We start from the raw sequence: 19,291 nt of genomic DNA on the forward strand, positions 1-19,291 counted from the left end.
GGTTTCATAATAGTCTGATAACGTTTGATAATTGTGAATTTATCAATAAAACCAAGCTTTAAAAGCAATTATGGTAAAATATACGAGCATATTTAATGAAATTAAAAAAACACAGCTTTAGGCTTTTTGTTCTATTTTGCTACTTGTTTTTTACGCGAAAAAGATGATTATTTTTCTGAAAAAAGACGTGTTAAGCCAAGATAATTTTCTTCTAAAATTATTTCAGGATCTCCGCCTTTAACATGTCCTAAAATTCCAAAAGGTCCTGAATAATTTAAGTCTAATAATTGTTGAATCATCTTTTTTTCAAGGTCTCCTTTTCCGATAGTGATAATTTTTGGACCTCCAGCTTTCATTCCATTTAAATTGACACACCAGAGATATGGGAGCAATTTTTTAATGTTTTCAGGATAAGCTTCCAACTCATCATGAGCGTGATGAAAATTAAAAACAATTCCTAACGCTTCATCTGGAAGTGCTTTAATAATTTTTAACTGATTATCTGGATTACCAAACCAGCCTCCATGGTTATACAATGCAACCTTACAACCCAATCCTTTTGCGCGTTGCGATAAATAGGAAACCATTTCTACTGTTTGTTTTAAGGATTCTTCTGGAGATAAAGCTTCAAAATGCTTAGGTTCAAAGCCTACCCAAATTTGAGTTTTTAAACCTACAGCTTCTAAGTGCTTAAAAACCGCTTCACTTTCAGGTTTTAGTGTATTTGGTTGGTCTTTTTTAAGGTTTATATAAAGCCAGACTGCTTTAATTGCAATGTTTTTATTTTTTGCCAGTTCCCACTCTTGTTGCATCGTTGGGATGTGTTTTGGGCGGTTTCCGTAGGCGTATTGCTTAAAGCCTAAACGCTCTAACATCTCTAAACGCTCATTTGGAGTGCGCTCTTTAATATCGAAACCAACAATTGACCACGGAATAAGGTTTTCTTTTTTAAAAAGTGCTTCATTATTTACTGCAATGCTTTCCGAAGTTTTACAAGCAGAAAAAATGCCTGCAATAATAATTATGCAAGCCATTCTTCTTAATAATGCAAGTAACAACTTAGATTTTGTCATTTACTTTTTAATCACCTTTTTAGTAACCGAGCCCATTTTTAACACATACACTCCGCTTGGTAAATGATTTAAATTTAAAGTGACAGAATTGGTATTCGATTGCGCATTAAAAGATTGCTTTTGTCCTAAAATATTATATAGACTTATATTTTTTGACTCTATATTATTGTGAAGAATAGTAATTTGATTATTAAAAGGATTTGGAAATACTCCTAAAGTACTTAACTCCTCATCATTAACTGATAAAGTAGAAATAAACTCTATGGCTCCTATATCTGGATTGGCATCTCGACTGTTTCCTAAATAATCGTCACCAGGTGCAAATGTGGTATTAGCAATATCAATAGCTGGTGAGTTTGAACTTAAACCAAAGTCATAAGTACCAGCATCATGATCACCAGCGTTAATAAATAATGGATTTCCAATTGTAGTATTTGTTTCTACACTTGTAATGTCATTATCTTGACTTACTGTACCATTATAGCCAAAAATGATATTATCAGACACAAATAAGTTGGAAGTACCTCCTGCGGCTAATGCATAACCATTCCAGTCTGTATCGATAACCGAAATATTATTAATCATTTTTATATCATCACTGCCTTGAGCACTTACACCAATATTTCTTCCTTGTTGTGTTTGCCCTGCATAGGTAACTGTATTTGTATAAGAATTTAAGTAACATGTGTTGTTTATAAAATCAATTCTGTTACCATCGTTAGAGTGTACACCACTAAACCCATTCCAATAGCATAGGTTGTTAGCAACTAAAATTCGCCCGCTACCGTTAATCCATCCTGCTGTATTATTTCTTTGTAAAGAAATTCCTTTACCCTCATCTATAATTGGAGTAATTATAGTCTTATCTGGTGCCCAAGAGAATTGTTCGTTATAATTGTGATGTATTAAATTTTTAAGAATTTTTATACTGTAATCTGTGGAGCCTATTGGTTCTGTTCTAGTAACTACTAAAGCATGCGTACCAGAGTAAGATCGTGCAGAACACCTGTAAATTTCATTACCAATAACATCTACAAACTTACTGTCGGACACCCTAAGACCACCTCCTGGAGTATGGTGAATGGTATTATTAGTAATGATTACGTTTTCAGAATTACTCATAAAAAAACCTCTAGTATCTACATAAGAAGGTCTTTTTACTGAGAGGTTGCTTATATCTGAATACGTATCGGTTTCTTCAACAATCCCATCGGTATCGTTAGTTTCATCTAAATTTCTAAATTTTATATCTGCTGCATCTGGTGCTGTTACTGTACCTTGTAAGTTACCATCATCTATTATATAAACAAACTGCAAATTATTAGCGGTAGTAAGTGGGATTCTATCCACTTCTCCTTCCATATTAAAATCTTCAATTTTTAAATAAGAACTATTCGTTATCCTAAAAATATTACCACCATCTCCTTTTAAAACAGTTGAATTATTATGCGCTTTAATAGTTATATAATTTCCAGCTGAACCGTTTAGGTTATTTATTCTAATAGTGTTTTCTGCATGCCAAAGATGCGCATCGTGTTCTGTAGTGTAAGTGTAATTTGGATTATAGCTTGGGTTGCTATATTCACCAATAATCTCAATGGTATCTCCTGCAGACACTTCGTTTTTTGCTTTATCAAAAGTCTCGAAAGCTGTTGAAACACTAGTCCCGTTACTGGCATCGCTACCGTTTTGTTGATCTACATAGTAAGTAGTTTGGGCATGAGTAAATGCACTAAGAAAAAGTGCGACAGCTAATACTAATTGTAATTTTATATTACGCATTGGGTAAGTTTAATATGTTCACTCAAAATTAACTATTAAAAAAACCGAAAGGGTTTAAAAGTAGAGGCAATGAGTTTAATAACTGTCAGCTTTAAAATTTGCTGTTGTTTTTAATTATCTATCACTTTTTAGAGTATTTCTATTGTATAACTACTTGTAAACGTCTTGTTTGGAGCAAGTTTTAAAACTCCTTCTTTTCGTTTGTAATCTTTATTGTGGTTTACATGATCTGCAATACCAAACCAAGGTTCTATACATACAAATGGCGATTTATTATTAATTGACCAAATGCCTAAATATGGAAAATCTTTAAATGTGACGCTCAAATATTGTTTATTGGTGGGCTTGTGAACAAAGGTCACTTTAGAAAACGGATTGGGATTAAAAGTAAGTGAGCCTTCATCGAAAACCGTATTTGGCAACTCTAAAATACCTGGCTCTTTAAAATACTGTGTCCATTGGTCTTTGTATAACCCATCATCTTTATCTTGCGTTTTAGGCATCGCGTCTGTATCGAAAACCAATTGGTATTCACTGCGTTTTTGGCCTTTTTCAATAGGGCAGTTAAATGCTGGATGTGCACCTATTGAAAAATACAAATCGTCTTTGGCTGAAGGGTTTTTAACTAAATAGTTGACCGCTAACGTTTTATCGTGTATTACATATTGTATTTGAAGCACAAAATCGAAAGGATATATAGCCTTTGAAGTTTCAGTAGCAATTTGCTCAAAAGTGATGCTGTTTTTAGATTTAGCAACGACATGAAACTCATTATCCCTTGCAAAACCGTGTTGTGGCATTTTATAGGTTTTTCCGTTGTAAGTATACTCATGATCTTTAAGGCGTCCAACAATAGGAAATAAGATTGGCGATTGCCTGTTCCAAAATTCGGGATTGCCTTGCCATAAATATTCGGTAGTATCCACTTTAATACTTGTTAGCTCCGCACCTTTAGTTTTTATAGACACTTTTAAATTGTCGTTGCTTATTGTATGAATTGCCATAGACTCAATTAGATTTTCTGTTTTTGACTTTGTTTTTACTTCGGGTTTTTGTTTAGCATCATTACAACTTAAGATAAGAGCAAAGAGGCAAATACATATCACTATATTTCGTTTCATAAATAAACAAATAATTATTATTCTCTATTAGAAAAATCAGGATTTGGTTGCGGATTTTCATAACCGGTTTCTTTTTTCCATTGTTGTAATCTTGCTTTTAATTTCACTATTTCAGCAGGATAGTTGTTTGAAACCTCATTAGTCTCGTAAGGATCATTGTTTAAATTATATAAAGTAAAGTTGTTTGTTTCAATGTCTTCGGTCATTTTAAAACCATCCATTTGTATCACATTCACCCAACTTGAGGCAAATTCCTTTCTCTTCTCATTCCAACGTGAGTAATTTGTGTATTGCCAAACCAATGCATTGCGTTTGGTTTCCGAAGTTTTTCCTAATAAAATAGGTGAAATATCTTCACCATCCAAAACATAGTCTTTTGGTTGTGGTGTGTTTGTTAATCCTAAAAGTGTCGGATACATATCCACGTGAATAATTGGTTCTGTAGACCTTGATCCAGCTTCAATTTTATTTTTCCATTTAATAATATAAGGCACCCTAATTCCGCCTTCCAATGTTTGGCCTTTAACACCTTGATATGGCTGATTAAAGATGTTGCTTTCAGTTTTGTAGTGACCATTGTCGCTTGTAAATACAATAATAGTATCGTCTTCTAAGCCTAAATCTTTTAAAGCTTCAAGCAATTGTCCAACGCTTTCATCAAGACTTTTAATCATAGCTAAGACTTTGATTTCGTCCTTTCCAACATCAGCATTGTTTTTTAATTTTTTTCTGAAATATGCCAGATATTCAGGTTTTGGCTCTAAAGGTTTATGTACCAAATAGTAAGGCACATAGGCGAAGAACGGTTTGTTTTCTGAAGATGCCTTTTTAATAAAATTAATCGATTTTTCGGTAATCACATCTGCGGAATACAATGTATGGTCTAAACCATCTTGTTGTGGTGAAGTTTTAAAATTATAGTGACCCGTAATTTCGTAACCTTGATCAAATCCTTGATTTTGGATTTGTAAATCGTTCTTTCCTAAATGCCATTTCCCATAGGCTGAAGTTGCATAATTGTTGGTTTTTAAAGCTTCGGCAATGGTTATTTTATCTAAATTTAATCCTGCACCAGAACCTTTTACTCTATTAATTGCTGGTGGTAAATAGCGCATCGCTTCCAATGTTTTTTTATCGGTTTTGTAACGATCTGCAACACGATACACTTTATGTCTTGGCACATATTGACCTGATAGAATAGAAGCTCGCGACGGCGCACAAGTGGGATCGTTAGAATAGCCATTGGTAAAATGCATACCTTCAGAAAATAGCTTATCTATATTTGGCGATTCCACCAAAGTATTACCATAACAGTTCAAAGCGTTAATGCCTAAATCGTCTGCCAAAATGAAAAGCACATTAGGTTGCTTTTCTGCTTTTTGAACAGCATTGTTTTGTGCATTGCAAGAGCAAAAAGCTAAAAGCAAAATTCCTATAACAACTATGTTTTTCATTAATTCTTTTTATTTTTTAACCAGAACAATTGTTTCCAGATTTTCGGACCTTCATTTTCTAATATTTCTCCTTCTGTACTTCTTCCGTTAAGAATAATCGTGTTTAATGCCGAAGTTAATTCTTGCTTTTTTTCCGCATAAGCATCATCAAAAAATAGATTCGTCGTTTCAGAAGGATCTTTTGCAATGTTGAATAAATAGCTACTTCCCTTTTTAGGATTTAAATCCATTTTCCAGTCGCCTTTTCTAATGGAAAAGCGTCCAGCAAAATTGCTGTAAACCGAAGCTTCTCTGCTGTAATTATCCTTTCCTTTTAATAGCGATAAAATACTGTAGCTATCGACACCTTGGTTGTGGTCTGTTTCCGCATTTAGTAAATCAGCGCAAGTGGCATATAAATCACCCAATGAAATGGTTGTGTGATTTTTTGAATTGGGTTTCACTTCGTTTTTCCATTGTACGATGAACGGAACCGTATGTCCACCTTGGTGCAATGATGCTTTTCTTCCTTTTAAATGTGCGCTTGGTTTGTGGTTGAATTGATCTTCAAATTCTACAGGAAACGACGCTTTCGATGCTCCATTATCTGCTGTGAAAATGATGATGGTATTGTCTTCAATCCCTTTTTCTTTTAAGGCTGAAACGATTTGACCAACCGTCCAATCTAATTCCTGAATAAAATCGCCATAAATTCCTGCTTTACTTGTTCCAATAAATTCATCTCTTGGATAAACAGGTGTGTGTGGTGCAGTGAGCGGAATGTACAAAAAGAATGGATTCTCTTCTTTGTAATTAGCGATATACTCAACAGACTTGTTTGTTAAATCCAACATTACTTGTTCTGCTTTAAAATCTGGTGCCTTATCACCTCTTCGTTTTAATTTTTGTCCGCCAACTAAATCCTTTTTTCTTCCGCCAGGAAAATCTTTATCCTTTCCATCAGGTTTCATGGTTGCTGTTGGCATGGTAATGAGTTTATTATTTTCTGAATACACATAAGGCGGAAAATCCAGTGATGCATTCAATCCGAAGAAATAATCGAAACCACAATCTGTTGGTCCGCCAGAAAACGGTTGGCTATAATCTACATTTTTACTGATATCTTCTTTAAATTGATAAGGATTTTTTGGATGCATCTCAAGATTGGCTTCATCCTCAACAACCCAATTCCAACCCAAATGCCATTTACCAATCATTGTGGTTTTGTATCCATTACGCTGCAATAATTTTGGTGCAGTGTCTTTTGTATCTTCAATTAATGCTTTAGAAAAACCATCTAAAACACGTCCTTTTAATTTTGTTCGCCATGCATATTCGCCAGTCATGATGCTGTATCGTGACGGTGTGCAAACTGAAGACGTGGTGTGCGCGTCGGTAAAGGTCATTCCGTTCTTTATCAAAGCATCAATATTTGGTGTACTAACTTTTGCTTCAGGATTTAAACCGGAAACATCACCAATACCCAAATCGTCTGCCAAAATATAAACGATGTTTGGACGTTTCGTTGAACGGTTTTCAGTTTGAGCATTACCAAATTGGAATGCACATGAAAAGAGTATGATTAAAGCTAAGTTCTTCATTTAGTCTTTTAATTGTTTACTAAATTCTTTTTCATAAAACTCAAAAAAATAAGTCCCGATTTTTTTCATAGCGTCAGTGACGTAATGACCAATTGGTGGTGGGTTTTTTTCAAAATAAAACTTTGAGTTTTTATCGCTTTCCTGCGGAATTAAGAGTACGTTATCGTCTGCTTTTGAAACAGTTTGCATAGCTTCAACCACTTTGCCATTACCAACCTGAAACATTATAAATGGTAAATTAGGCTTTTTAAAATCTGAACGTACGCGGCTAATTAATTTTGAAAGGTTAGTTTCATAAGCTTCTCCTGGTTTAGTGCCAAAACGCTTTCCGCTATCGGTTTCACCTTGAACCCAAAGCATTCCGCAGAGTTCATAATTTGATAATTGAGATAATATGTGGTTCGAGTAACTTACCAACTCACTGTACAGTTTAGGTTGGTTTTGTTCATTCATTAATGTTGCTTTTTTTTCATCCCAATCTGGATTCCATGCTCCATAAAGAGACATGCCTCCTTTAGATCGTTTAATCAACACAATCTTATGATTTGGGTATTTTTCAGACATCTCTATTCCGAAGAATAATTCTGGCCCAAACAAATAGTCAGCACCAAATTTTTTGGCTGTATGCTTCGCAACCTTTGTTGTATCTAAAGGTTTTCCTTTTTCAAAATTATAATACAAAGTCACGTTTTGCTGAGCTTTTTTCAACCTTTGTTTGTCTGTTTCTGAAAGTCCAGATGCTTTAGCGCGTCCATCCATGTTAGATTGACCAGCCAATAAAAATACTTTAGTTTTTTTTGGTTGAAGAGTGTTTTGCGCTTCCGTCTTAATCGAAACCGTTAGTAAAAAACATATAATATAAGAGACTACTATTTTCATCTGTTTTTAAATTAAAAAAAATATTGTCAGCTTCATTCATAAACATTAAAAGCTGTAATTTGAATCGCCTTCGTATTTTTTGTAGGCACTAATCGCATACCATAAATAGCATCACCATTAAGCTTCACTCGTAGTCCTTCGCCAATGGTTTTTCCGTTATACACAGTATTCCAATTGCCAGTTTTATCTTTAGCATCAATATGAAATTCTCTAATACAATGCGAACGCATATTCTCACTTAATAAAATAGTTTTTATCTTTTTAGCCGATTTGAAATCTAAAGTCAAACTCGGATTCTGATCCTCTTTTGACGGTTCCCACCATTTTTTAAGATGAATGCCTTCGCTAAACACATTGCCTTTTGAATTGTAAATAACATCTCCTTTTTTATCCTTATTGAAGAATGAAGATTCTGAAACGTCAAATGCTGTATTTGCCAAAGGAATAGCCTTCCAAGTTTCAATGCGTTCAAAATTTGAAGGGTTTTCAGCCAAAGTCAATTCTACGATGTTATCTATATTTTTACCGAATTCCGTTTTATCAAAATGAAGGATAAGCTTTCCGTTTTTAATGTTATGTTTTTTGAATCCATCCGTAATGCCTTTAGACGTTAAAATTTCCGTTGGAAGCATTGGCAATTCAATTGTTGCTTCTGAATTATCCGCTAATTGCTGCAATACATGTATATAGATTTTGTTTCCAACTTGCGTGGAAGCACCATAATCGCCACCAATGTAAATACCTCGTCGTGTGTTTTTTATGGTGTGACCATAGTGTTTTATCCATTCACCAACTTTTAACGCTTCTTCAGCTTCTTTTTCAACGAATTCACCTTTTCCGTTTGGTCCTAAATTCAGTAGTAAATTTCCACCATTTCCAGCCACTTGAATGAGCATGCTTAAAACGGTTTCGTAAGGTTTTATAGGGCCTTTTGGACTATATAACCATTTGTCTGTCATGGTTAAACAGGCTTCCCAATAACGATGATGGTCAATTGGGCCAAGGCTTTGCTCTGGTGTGTCGTAATCGCCACGATCGTCTAAAGGCCAAGCAAAACCAGTTCTTGCATTACTAATAATGCCTGGTTGCCATTTTTTCATGTCTTTTAACACATGATAGCTATCCCATTGCCAATATTTTGTCGCTAAATGGTCCCAAAACACACCATCAATTCTACCATATTCGGTAAACAATTGCTTAACGTGTTCTTTCATATAAGGCAAATAATTTTCGTAATGTTTCTCACGAAGATTATCTGGATGCGTCCAATCTGGTTGCGAATAGTACCAAAATAATTTAACATCTGCTTTGTGTGCCGCATCTGCCAATTCTTTACAGATATCACGACCAAATGGTGTGTTCATGATATCGTATTCTGTGTTTTTTGCATCGAAAAATGCAAATCCATCATGATGTTTTGCGGTGAATACTATGTATTCTGCTCCCCAATCTTTTACTTGCTGCATCCATTTGTCTGCATCAAAATTTTTAGGATTAAAATTTTTGTAGAGATTATCATAAACTTCAGGATGCACACCTTTCGTCGAAGGTTTTCCTGCGCCAGGACGTTCGCCATGTCTTCCCCAACTTAGTACGTTAGTTTTTAATAATGCAGGTCCCCAATGTACAAAGATGCCAAGCTTTGCATCTTTAAACCATTGCATTTCGGCTTCAGTGGCATATAACTCTTTTTGTTGTTCTGCAGTAACGTACATGGTAGAATCCTTTGCAGGAAACTGCCATTGGTCTTTGTAGTTGCTTTTTTTCTTTTGGGCGAAACCTATAGTTGAGATTACTAAAAAGGCTATTAAAAATTGTTTGTTCATTGTTTAATTTTTATCTAAATAATTAGGAATGCCGTCATTATCTGCATCGCCATTGCCTTCAGCTTCATCTGTTTTACCATCACCATCTGCGTCCCGAATTAAAATTTTGGATTTATTTTTTGCAGAAACTTCAAAAGGTTCGGTTTTTAATAATGCAATGCATCCATCTGCTTCACCTAAATTTCTAATATTTCTTGAAAATTTATGTAACAAAGGCTCGTAAACTTCACGTTGTGTTACTGCTAAATTTTGTGTTTCGTTTGGATCTTGTTCGTAGTCGTATAATTCGTAAAAATTGTCTCCACCTTTTTTGCTAACCCATTCTATATAACGGTATTTTCCTTTTACGCGATAGCCGTAACCCAAACCACGCTGACCTCTATAAAGTGTTATGGCTCCAATTTTTACTTGTGCATCTGTGTCGTTTAAAATAGGCACTAAACTGCGACCTTTTATTTTACGACCGTCTGTGCTTTTCGCGTTTTTTGGTTGTTCTGGAATTTCTAAACCTGCTAATTCACACAATGTTGGATAGATATCTATTGTGGATACAGCAGAAAATGTGTCGCCTTTTGCTTTCTTGTTTCGAGGATCGATTATAATTAATGGTGATGAAGATGCAACTTCTAAATTAGAATGCTTGTTCCAACGGCCATGTTCGCCCAAAAATAAACCATGATCTCCCCAAAGGACAATAATAGTGTTATCTGCAACGCCTAAATTTTCCAATTTTTTTATAACCATGCCAATTTGCGCATCAACAAAAGAAGTGCATGCATAATAGCCTTGTTTTAGTTTTAATTGAAAATCTTCATTAATTAATCCTGTTTCAGTATTCATGTTTTGCTTTACATCTTTTCCATGAATAGCATAGGTTTTTAAATCTTCTCTACCAATTGGTGCTTTTTGATTTTCAGCCACTTTAAAATTAGTATCATTATATAAATCCCAATATTTTTTTGGAGCAACAAATGGTTCGTGTGGTTTTTTAAAGCCGATAGCCATAAAAAACGGATTGTTTTTTGTTGCTACTTCTTCTAATAATTTGATGCCTTCCACTCTAATAATGCCATCGACGTAATCTTCATCTGGTAAATCCTGAAAATCCAATGCCATTTCCTTTGCTTTATGACCACCTTTTGGTGCTAAATAAGGAATACTCCATGAAGCCACATCGTCTCCATCTTTGTTTTCATCATCACCTACTGTTCTTGGATCATGGATTTTTCCTGCAGCAGCTGTAGTATATCCGTTATTTTTAAAATGTTGTGGTAAGAAAGTTACATTAGGCAGCTTTTTTCTAATAGGCTTAAAACCAATAACGCCAGTTTCTTCAGGCATTAACCCTGTGGTAATTACTGTCCGAGAAGGGCCACAAACTGCATATTGAACTTGATGGTTTCTAAACGTTACGCCTTCTTTTGCTAAAGCATCAATGTTTGGTGTTATGGCTTGCACATCGCCATAAGCTCCTAAATTATTACGTAAATCGTCGACACAGATTAATAATACATTTGGTTTTGATGTATCTGTGTTTTGTGCTGTAATTGTTTTAAGTCCAAATAATGCTAAAAGTAGTATAAAGTAATATTTCATTTAATTTAGTGTGTTTATTAGGTATGACTACAAAATCATGCCATAGTTTAATGCATTTTTATTCGCCTTTAATATTCTGCTTGTAAGCGATATGAAGTGTGTTTTTTAAGTCTGAAACGACTTTTTTATACTTCACATTATCAACTACATTTACATTCTCAGCTTTATCAACGCTATGATCGTACAACATGGATGTAATGGTCGTGTTATCTTCAGCTTTTATAAATTCAGTATAGCTAAATCGAGGTGTTTTTAAGGTGAAACCGTTTCCTTTTTTAATTAAAATATGGTCTTTTCCTTTTGCTTCAGAACTATTTAAAATAGAAACTAAACTTGTTCCGTCTAATTGATTTTTTGGAATTTCTAAATTGCATAATTCAACCAATGTTGGGTATATATCCACCAATTCCACTAAAGCATTTCTATTTCCTCTTAATTTTGAAAATGGGTTGTAAATAATAAGTGGAACTTGAGTAGAGGTATTATAATTCGTGAATTTTGCCCATTGCGTGTGTTCTTGTAAGTTATAGCCATGGTCTGATACAAAAATGACTATGGTATTGCTTTCTAATCCTTGAGTTTTTAGTTCTTTTAAAATCTTACCAATTAAAGCATCGGTATAACTTACTGTTGCATAATAGCCATGAATTAAATCTATTGCCAAACTGTCTGAAACTTGTCCTTTTTTTGAAATGTTAGAATAGGCACGCATTTCTCCCCAATTGCTAATAGACATTTTTGGCGCATTTTTAGGAATATAATTATGATTTTCTGGTTGTTTAATCTGGCTTCTATCATACAAATCCCAATACTTTTTTGGTGCGTTGAATGGTAAATGCGGACTAATAAATCCAGCCGTTAAAAAGAATGGTTTATTAGAATTTTTAAGTTTTTTGATATCTCTTATTACCTTCTCAGTCATTAAACCATCAATATAAATGGAATCGTTAACAGCTGCACTTTCATAAGCAGGGCCTGTGTTTGTAGCACTATATTCGGCAATATTTTCAGGGTTTTGATAATCTTTCCAAAGCGATTGCCACCAATCAGTAGGCGCTAAATTTTGTTCATTATTATTAAAAGCATAAGGTCTGTAAACCTCATCCCAATCGGTTTCCCTATCGTCTAAATGATGGTATATTTTTCCGTTAGAAATGGTGGTATAGCCATTAATTTTGAATAATTCTGGAAGTGTAACAGCATCTGGCGTTTCCTTTTCAACAAACGTATTGTAATCTAAAAATCGATTTTTTGTTGGTAACATTCCGGTAAGCATGCTCGCCCGAGAAGCACCACAAACTGGCACATTACAATAGGCATTGGTGAATTTTACACTCTTTTCTGTTAAAGCATCAATATTAGGGGAGAAAATTTGTGCAGCACCAAAACTTGCTAATTCTGGACGTAAATCGTCCATATAAAGAAAAAGGACATTTGGTTTTTGAGTTATTTCAGAGGGCTTTTCTTTACAAGACCAAAGGACTGTACTTATGAGAAAAACTACTATTATTCTAAAAAACTCCATCTTATTATTCTATTTTCATTTTTGTTACATCGCTTTCCTTATAACCAATACGTTGAGCCATTGCATATAAAAACTGATTTTTTTTAACTAAGAAAGGTTCACTATACACCTGCCAACCACTATCAAAATTAATATTATTTAATGCTTTATCTGAAATAATATAGGCTATAGATGCACCTTTTGTTTTGGTTGAAAGAGACACTTTTTTAGCCTCAATTTTAACATCTACTTTATTGGTTGCAGGTTGTTTAAAATTTGGCCACATTTGGTTAATGAGTTGTGCTTCTGGTTGCATTCCGTAATCCATGTGCTTATCTCTAAATTCTAATAAAACTCCTCGCATTCTGTTGCGGACGTCTGCAAATTCAGGGTTTTCTGCTAAATTATGTAAGCGATGCGGATCCTTTTTTACATCGAACAATTCTTCGTTTTGCTTTGCTTTAAACCAAGTCATTTGTACCTCGTTTAATTTATTGTTATCGCGAAGCTCAATCATTTCAGCCATCATAGGCATTTGTAAGCGGTATGAAATGTCCTTGTACCACATTTTATCAGGAAAATCGTTAATAACATATAAGTATTGCTTATCGTAAACTGCCCGAGAACGGTCTGTTATTTCATCAAACCGATCTGATGTTCCAAAAACGTAATCACGTGCTTCCGTATCCTGTTCACCCATGAATGCTTTTCCTTGAATAAAATCTGGAATGCTAACACCTGCTATACTTAAAATGGTTGGTGCTAAATCTACAAACGATATTAAACGCTCTGTACGACCTGTTGTACCTTTTAAATCCTTGACCATAAACGGGACATGTAATCCACTTTTATGAATACCACGTTTTTGTCTTGGTAATGGTCCACCATGATCACTATAGAAAAATATAATAGTGTTGTCATACAATCCATCTTCTTTAAGTTGTGCGATTAGTTTCCCTACTTGTTTATCCAACAATTCGATATTACTATAATTACGAGTCACATCTGCACGAGCTGTTTTGGTATCTTGATAATATGGTGGTAATGGAACGCTATCAGGATTTACCGTTAACGGTTTGTCTGCATTTTTCCAGATTTTACTTTCGTGAGTGACATCAAAATTAAATACTGAGAAAAAAGGTTGATTTTTATCACGATTACGCCAATGCGCCTGATTACTATTTTGATCCCAAACCGTTACTGGGATTGCGAATTGATAATCGGTTTTTTGATGATTGCTGGTAAAATAGCCTGCTTTACGCAAATACTCCGGAAATGCTTTTACATACTCTGGAATAACAGCTGCATACTCAATAATTGGGTTACCTTCGGTATCCGCGCGTCCTGTTTCTTTTTTATACGCTCGTGTTCCCCAAGCTTGAATGTCTTTTCCCGTTCGCATATGCATGGTTCCCAAACTTGTCGGGTACATTCCTGTAATTATTGCCGATCGACTTGGAGCACAGACTCCAACAACTGCATAGGCATTATCGTACACCAAACTTTCTTTGGCAAGTGCATTTAAATTTGGAGTTTTTGCTGTATCATCGCCATAAAACGATAAGGTTGGACTAATATCTTCGGATACAATCCAAAGGATATTTGGCTGTGTATTTTCTATTGTGTGTTCTGCTTGTTTTTCGGTTTGTGAATTGCAAGACGTAACTATTAAAATAATACATAGAAGCTGGAAGTATTTTATCATAACTCTATTTTATAAACATTTGCTTGTCTTGGCTTTACTTGAAACGTGCCAGTAAAGACCTTTCCATCGTCTACAAAAGAATATTCGTAAAGACCATAAAAGCCTCGTCCGACAACTAAACCATTTTCTGAAGTTGTTCCATTTAAGTTGGTTTTCCAGGCATCATGCACTAATGAGAAATAGGCTTTTCCCATAACACCAATGTTGTTATCTTTAGTAAAAATATCAGATTTTTTACGTCCATCTTCCGTGTTTCCCCAAAATAAAAACTCAGAAACATTAGGATGACTAAAGGCCGCAATCATAAAATCTCGTGTGTATTGCTCTCGGACTTTTTCATCCTGGACATCCATTGTGAATTCTGAAATACTAATTTGTTTGCCAAGCGTTGCATAATAAGATAAGATTTCAAGCACACGCTCAGGTGGTGTTAAGTCACTTCCTATATGGCTTTGTATGCCAATACCTTGAACCAAACCACCAGTATTGTCGTCAATACGCTTTATAAAATCGTAATACCATTGTTGCTTTTGGGTGTCGATGCCGCCTTTACTAATAATGCCATATTCATTGGTAAAACGACGAACATTGGGTTGTTTTGCTGCAATAGTTCTAAATCCGTTGTACAGAATCTCTTCACTTCCAGTAATTTTTTGCAAATCTCTGTTTGTGTAAGCTTCATTAACTACATCCCAATGTGTGATTTGTCCTTTAGTTGCATCGAGAATATTACTGACGTGAGACGCAATGATTTGCGTTACCTTTTCTGGGTTATCCTTATTTTCACGCACCTCTTTTGTAAGGTAATTAAAACCTGGCCAAATTAAAACATGTCCTTTTACTGGATAGCCATCAGTTTTAAGTATCTCTAAGGCTTCTAAGGTTTCTTTACGTTTATCTTCTCTAACCCAGTGCTTTATTTTTAAATCATTACCCAACACCAAGCTATTAAAAGCTTTTTTAAAATTTTTGTAATCGTCGGTATTATTCACAATATCTTCAGCAGCCATTCTTGCTCCAAAAGGGAAGGCATGATTTACGAGTTTAACGTTAATCTCTTTGTTGGCTATTGGTTTTTCATTTTTATAAAACTGAACTTTAAAATCTCCTTTTCTAATTGCTTCAATACGTTGGTTGGCGTCTATTCGCCATTTGGCATCGCCTTCCATACCTGCATAGGTAATTTTAGTTTTGGGCAAGCTTTCCAGCTTTGTTTCTTCTGGAAAGACTTCAAATTTAATGTCTTTTATAAGGAACGATTGTGGCCTGTAACCATATTGCATTACAATACCTAAATGTTCCTTTTTGATGTATCTATCTGCTTCGAAAGGTAAATAGTAGGTTTGCCAATCTGAAGAAAAACTCTGCGTATAATCTTTATTCCCTTTATAACTATCCAATTGTTTAAAGATAAAAAGTGCTTTAGCTTCTCCTGTTTCTAAACTTGCAGACACCGTTTTAGCTTTAAAAGACAACAAAAACACCGTTCCTTTTTTATAACCTTTTTGATGAATAGGAACGTTGGTGGCGCAATTATAAATAAATTTTGGTTCCTCTTTTGTTTCTATTAAAAACTGAAGATTTCCAGCGTCATCCATAGATTTTGTTATGTTTGAAAAATCGCCTTTCGTATTTAAAAATTCAATCTTTTTATAATCAATTAAATCTTCACCTACAGAATTATTTTGTGCAGCGATTAATGAAATAAAAAAAATAAAATAGAGTAGAATTGCGTGTTTCATATTAAAAATTAGATTTCCAGTTATTAAGTTCATTCAACAACTGTTCTGTTAATGCGATATTTTGTTTTGAAATATCGTTGCTTTCTGATGGATCCTGTGCGATATTATACAATTCTGTTCTGCCTTCTTTGTACCAATTAATCAACTTATAATCACCTTTTCTAATAGCAGAAGATTTGGTATCTCCTGTATTTACAGGTCGTGCTTTAGACGAATGCCAGAATACCGTTCTGTCTGTCCATTGTTCTTTATTCTTAAGAATTGGAAGGAAACTTTTTCCGTTGGTATTTAAGTTTTTATTTGCTGTAATATCTAAAACAGTAGGAAACACATCCATTAGCATGACTAACGATTGGCTATCTGTTTTAGGCTGAAATTTTCCGTTCCACTTCACCATTAATGGAACTTTTAATCCACCATCATACAACCAACCTTTTCCTGCGCGAAGCGGAAAGTTAGACGTGGCTAAATCGCGTTGTTTTGTACCATCATTCGAGAGTCCGCCATGATCTGAAGAAAATACGACGATCGTGTTTTTTTCAAGATCTAAGTCTTTTAGTAATGTCATTAATTTACCCACATTTTCATCCATAGTTTCCACCATGGCAGCGTATTTTGGATGATCTTGACGCATTTTGGTGCGTCCTGTGCCTTCTTCTATAAATTCTGGCTGGTTCCCGAAATCGAAGTTCTCAATCTCCTGTTTATTGCGTTTAATGTCTTTAGCTTTAGCTTCTAATGGTTGATGCACAGCGTAAAATGAAAACATGGCCATAAATGGCTTGGTTCTATCTGTATTGGTGATGTATTTAGCAACATTATCTGTCATGACATCCATTAGATAGTCGCCTTCTTTACTCACAGCATCTACATCTGGAATTGGTGATTTTTTAGATTTACCTTTACCTTTCTTTTCGTTAAAAGGATATAAAAAACTAATTGGCGAACCTGCGTGACCTGCTGCAAAACTATAATCGTAGCCAAAGTCTTTTAAGCTTTGTGCATTGCCTAAATGCCACTTCCCAAAATAGGCGGTCTGGTATCCTGAAGCTTTAATATTTTTTACAAAATTCTTATTATCTGCAATACCTGTCATTTTAAAACCATCGTCTGGTACATCTCCATTTTGGATTGGATAATTACCAGTCATCATCGCATATCTTGATGGAACACAACGTGGATAATTGGCATAGGCATTACTAAATACAACAGACTGTTTAGCCAAAGCATCAATGCTTGGTGTTTGGTAAATTTGACTTCCATTTATACTTAAATCGTGAAAACCCAAATCGTCTACGTGGATAATTAGGATATTTGGCTTATCATAAGATGTGCTAACTGTTTCAATTTTATCAGCATCTGAGATCGTTACCGTTTTTGTTTTACAACTCAAAACTAATGCAAATAGAAGTAAAAAATATATTGTTTTTAAAGCTTTCATTATTTGTATAAAAAGACCTCACAGGTTTTTTTTAAAACCAGTGAGGTCTGTAAATTGTTGTTCGTTAATTTTTATTCTTCTTTTTGTCTTTAGCTTTTCCGTTTTTATCGGCTTTATTTTTCTTTCCTACGTCTAAACGCTCAGGCACTAACATTTCTTTTTTCCAATCCTTCAATAACTTAAGCATTTGTGCAGTTTTAGCTGGCTCTTTATTAGATAAGTCCTTCTCCTCACTAATGTCTTCTTTCAAATTATATAATTCTACTTTATCTGTTCCTAAAAATTGAATTAATTTAAAATCGCCCGAACGTACAACAGCAGCTTTACTATCTCCTGTACTGTGTGGTCTTGCTTTTTTAGAAATCCAGAATACTGTGCGGTCTTCCCAAGTCTCTTTTCCTTTTAAAACTGAAGCGTAGCTTTCGCCATCTAAACCCTCCACTTTTTTATTAAGTGTTAAGTCTAAAAGTGTTGGAAAAATATCCATTCCTAATACTATCGATTCGTCATCCACACGTGGCTTTAATTCATCAGTCCATTTTATGAATAAAGGCACTCTTATACCACCTTCATACAACCACCCTTTTCCAGCTTTAAGAGGAATATTAGTTGTTGCTAAATGGCGTTCACCTTTATTTCCATCGTTAGATAAACCACCATGATCTGAAGAAAATACAATGATTGTATTTTTATCGATGTTCATGTCTTTTAAAGTTTGCAATAAACGACCCACATTTTCATCTACATTTTCTACCATTCCTGCGTAAGCAGCATCATCTTGGCGCATTTTGCGTCTGCCTTCGCCTTCTTTAATGTATTCTGGTGTATCACCAAAATCGATAGATTTTAATTCTTCTTTATTTCTTGCTTCATCTTCTGGTTTTGCTTCAATTGGTGTATGCACTGCATAGTATGCCAAAACAGCTAAAAACGGTTTGTCTTTTGGGTTGTTTTTTATAAACTCTATTGTGGCATCTGTTAACAAATCTGAAGCATAATCGCCTTCTTTTCCATCTTCCTTAACATTAGGCACATCGTACTTTGCAGGTTTCCCATTAGCTTGTGTATTAAACGGATAAAAACGACTTCCAATTCCGCCAGCTTCTCCTGCGGCATAAATATGATTAAAACCAAATTTATCTGGATTACTTTTGCCTTTTCCTAAATGCCATTTGCCAACATAAGACGTGTTATATCCAGCATTTACAAACTGTTTAATCATGTTTTTCTCTTCTGGAATAGCACCTAAGTTTCCTTTATTTTCATTTACTGGATACATGCCTGTAATCATACCATAACGTGATGGAGTGCAACGCGGATAGCTACTGTAGGCATTGGTAAAATTTACAGAAGCTTTGGCCAATTCATCAATATTATTTGTATCGTAAAGCTGAGAGCCCGTGATGCTTAAATCGTGGTATCCTAAATCGTCTGTGTGAATGATAAGAATGTTAGGTTTATCTTGAGCAAAACTTGCAAACGACAAACAAAAAGCTAAAAGGAATGTGATATTTTTCATTTATGTATTATTAATCGAATCTTGGTTAAGACGCTATTGTTATTTATTGATTTAATTCAGAAATTGTGC

Annotated in this window: 13 protein-coding genes; all 13 read right to left on the minus strand. The window is 34.6% G+C overall.

The genetic code is table 11. The features are described from left to right. Positions 1-167: 167 nt before the first annotated feature. Complete coding sequence (locus ACVC43_RS08150; protein WP_452224010.1) at positions 168-1,073, minus strand: sugar phosphate isomerase/epimerase family protein; 906 nt, start codon at positions 1,071-1,073, stop codon at positions 168-170. After that, positions 1,074-2,855, minus strand: coding sequence for a T9SS type A sorting domain-containing protein (locus tag ACVC43_RS08155; protein WP_452224011.1), 1,782 nt, complete (start codon positions 2,853-2,855; stop codon positions 1,074-1,076). It abuts the gene before it with no gap. A gap of 128 nt (positions 2,856-2,983) precedes the next feature. After that, positions 2,984-3,976 (minus strand): aldose 1-epimerase family protein, encoded by a 993-nt coding sequence (locus ACVC43_RS08160; protein WP_452224012.1) that lies wholly within the window; start codon positions 3,974-3,976, stop codon positions 2,984-2,986. A gap of 17 nt (positions 3,977-3,993) precedes the next feature. Beyond that, entirely contained in the window at positions 3,994-5,430 is a 1,437-nt protein-coding gene (locus tag ACVC43_RS08165; RefSeq protein WP_452224013.1) for a sulfatase, read from the minus strand. Continuing rightward, on the minus strand, positions 5,430-7,010 hold the full coding sequence (locus ACVC43_RS08170) for a sulfatase family protein (RefSeq protein ID WP_452224014.1): 1,581 nt from the start codon (positions 7,008-7,010) through the stop codon (positions 5,430-5,432). The genes ACVC43_RS08165 and ACVC43_RS08170 overlap by 1 nt, the downstream gene beginning before the upstream one ends. Beyond that, a complete protein-coding gene (locus ACVC43_RS08175) occupies positions 7,011-7,889 on the minus strand; it encodes a sialate O-acetylesterase (protein ID WP_452224015.1) in 879 nt (292 codons plus the stop codon). Between the two features lie 32 nt (positions 7,890-7,921). Continuing rightward, on the minus strand, positions 7,922-9,715 hold the full coding sequence (locus tag ACVC43_RS08180) for an alpha-L-fucosidase (RefSeq protein WP_452224016.1): 1,794 nt from the start codon (positions 9,713-9,715) through the stop codon (positions 7,922-7,924). Between the two features lie 3 nt (positions 9,716-9,718). Beyond that, positions 9,719-11,311, minus strand: coding sequence for a sulfatase (locus ACVC43_RS08185; RefSeq protein ID WP_452224017.1), 1,593 nt, complete (start codon positions 11,309-11,311; stop codon positions 9,719-9,721). A gap of 58 nt (positions 11,312-11,369) precedes the next feature. Then, a complete protein-coding gene (locus ACVC43_RS08190; RefSeq protein WP_452224018.1) occupies positions 11,370-12,836 on the minus strand; it encodes a sulfatase in 1,467 nt (488 codons plus the stop codon). 4 nt (positions 12,837-12,840) lie between these two features. Further along, complete coding sequence (locus ACVC43_RS08195; protein ID WP_452224019.1) at positions 12,841-14,520, minus strand: sulfatase family protein; 1,680 nt, start codon at positions 14,518-14,520, stop codon at positions 12,841-12,843. Next, positions 14,517-16,262, minus strand: a complete 1,746-nt coding sequence (locus ACVC43_RS08200) for an endo-1,4-beta-xylanase (RefSeq protein ID WP_452224020.1) — start codon at positions 16,260-16,262, stop codon at positions 14,517-14,519. The genes ACVC43_RS08195 and ACVC43_RS08200 overlap by 4 nt, the downstream gene beginning before the upstream one ends. Before the next feature lies 1 nt (position 16,263). Beyond that, entirely contained in the window at positions 16,264-17,703 is a 1,440-nt protein-coding gene (locus tag ACVC43_RS08205; RefSeq protein WP_452224021.1) for a sulfatase, read from the minus strand. Between the two features lie 64 nt (positions 17,704-17,767). Beyond that, on the minus strand, positions 17,768-19,222 hold the full coding sequence (locus ACVC43_RS08210; protein WP_452224022.1) for a sulfatase: 1,455 nt from the start codon (positions 19,220-19,222) through the stop codon (positions 17,768-17,770). Positions 19,223-19,291: the final 69 nt, after the last annotated feature.

The sequence above is a fragment of the Lacinutrix chionoecetis genome (assembly GCF_053604665.1).

Bases quoted from the DNA above. Each gene is read 5' to 3' on its own strand.
- ACVC43_RS08150 (WP_452224010.1), bottom strand. From the start codon at position 1,073: ATGACAAAATCTAAGTTGTTACTTGCATTATTAAGAAGAATGGCTTGC.
- ACVC43_RS08155 (WP_452224011.1), bottom strand. From the start codon at position 2,855: ATGCGTAATATAAAATTACAATTAGTATTAGCTGTCGCACTTTTTCTT.
- ACVC43_RS08160 (WP_452224012.1), bottom strand. From the start codon at position 3,976: ATGAAACGAAATATAGTGATATGTATTTGCCTCTTTGCTCTTATCTTA.
- ACVC43_RS08165 (WP_452224013.1), bottom strand. From the start codon at position 5,430: ATGAAAAACATAGTTGTTATAGGAATTTTGCTTTTAGCTTTTTGCTCT.
- ACVC43_RS08170 (WP_452224014.1), bottom strand. From the start codon at position 7,010: ATGAAGAACTTAGCTTTAATCATACTCTTTTCATGTGCATTCCAATTT.
- ACVC43_RS08175 (WP_452224015.1), bottom strand. From the start codon at position 7,889: ATGAAAATAGTAGTCTCTTATATTATATGTTTTTTACTAACGGTTTCG.
- ACVC43_RS08180 (WP_452224016.1), bottom strand. From the start codon at position 9,715: ATGAACAAACAATTTTTAATAGCCTTTTTAGTAATCTCAACTATAGGT.
- ACVC43_RS08185 (WP_452224017.1), bottom strand. From the start codon at position 11,311: ATGAAATATTACTTTATACTACTTTTAGCATTATTTGGACTTAAAACA.
- ACVC43_RS08190 (WP_452224018.1), bottom strand. From the start codon at position 12,836: ATGGAGTTTTTTAGAATAATAGTAGTTTTTCTCATAAGTACAGTCCTT.
- ACVC43_RS08195 (WP_452224019.1), bottom strand. From the start codon at position 14,520: ATGATAAAATACTTCCAGCTTCTATGTATTATTTTAATAGTTACGTCT.
- ACVC43_RS08200 (WP_452224020.1), bottom strand. From the start codon at position 16,262: ATGAAACACGCAATTCTACTCTATTTTATTTTTTTTATTTCATTAATC.
- ACVC43_RS08205 (WP_452224021.1), bottom strand. From the start codon at position 17,703: ATGAAAGCTTTAAAAACAATATATTTTTTACTTCTATTTGCATTAGTT.
- ACVC43_RS08210 (WP_452224022.1), bottom strand. From the start codon at position 19,222: ATGAAAAATATCACATTCCTTTTAGCTTTTTGTTTGTCGTTTGCAAGT.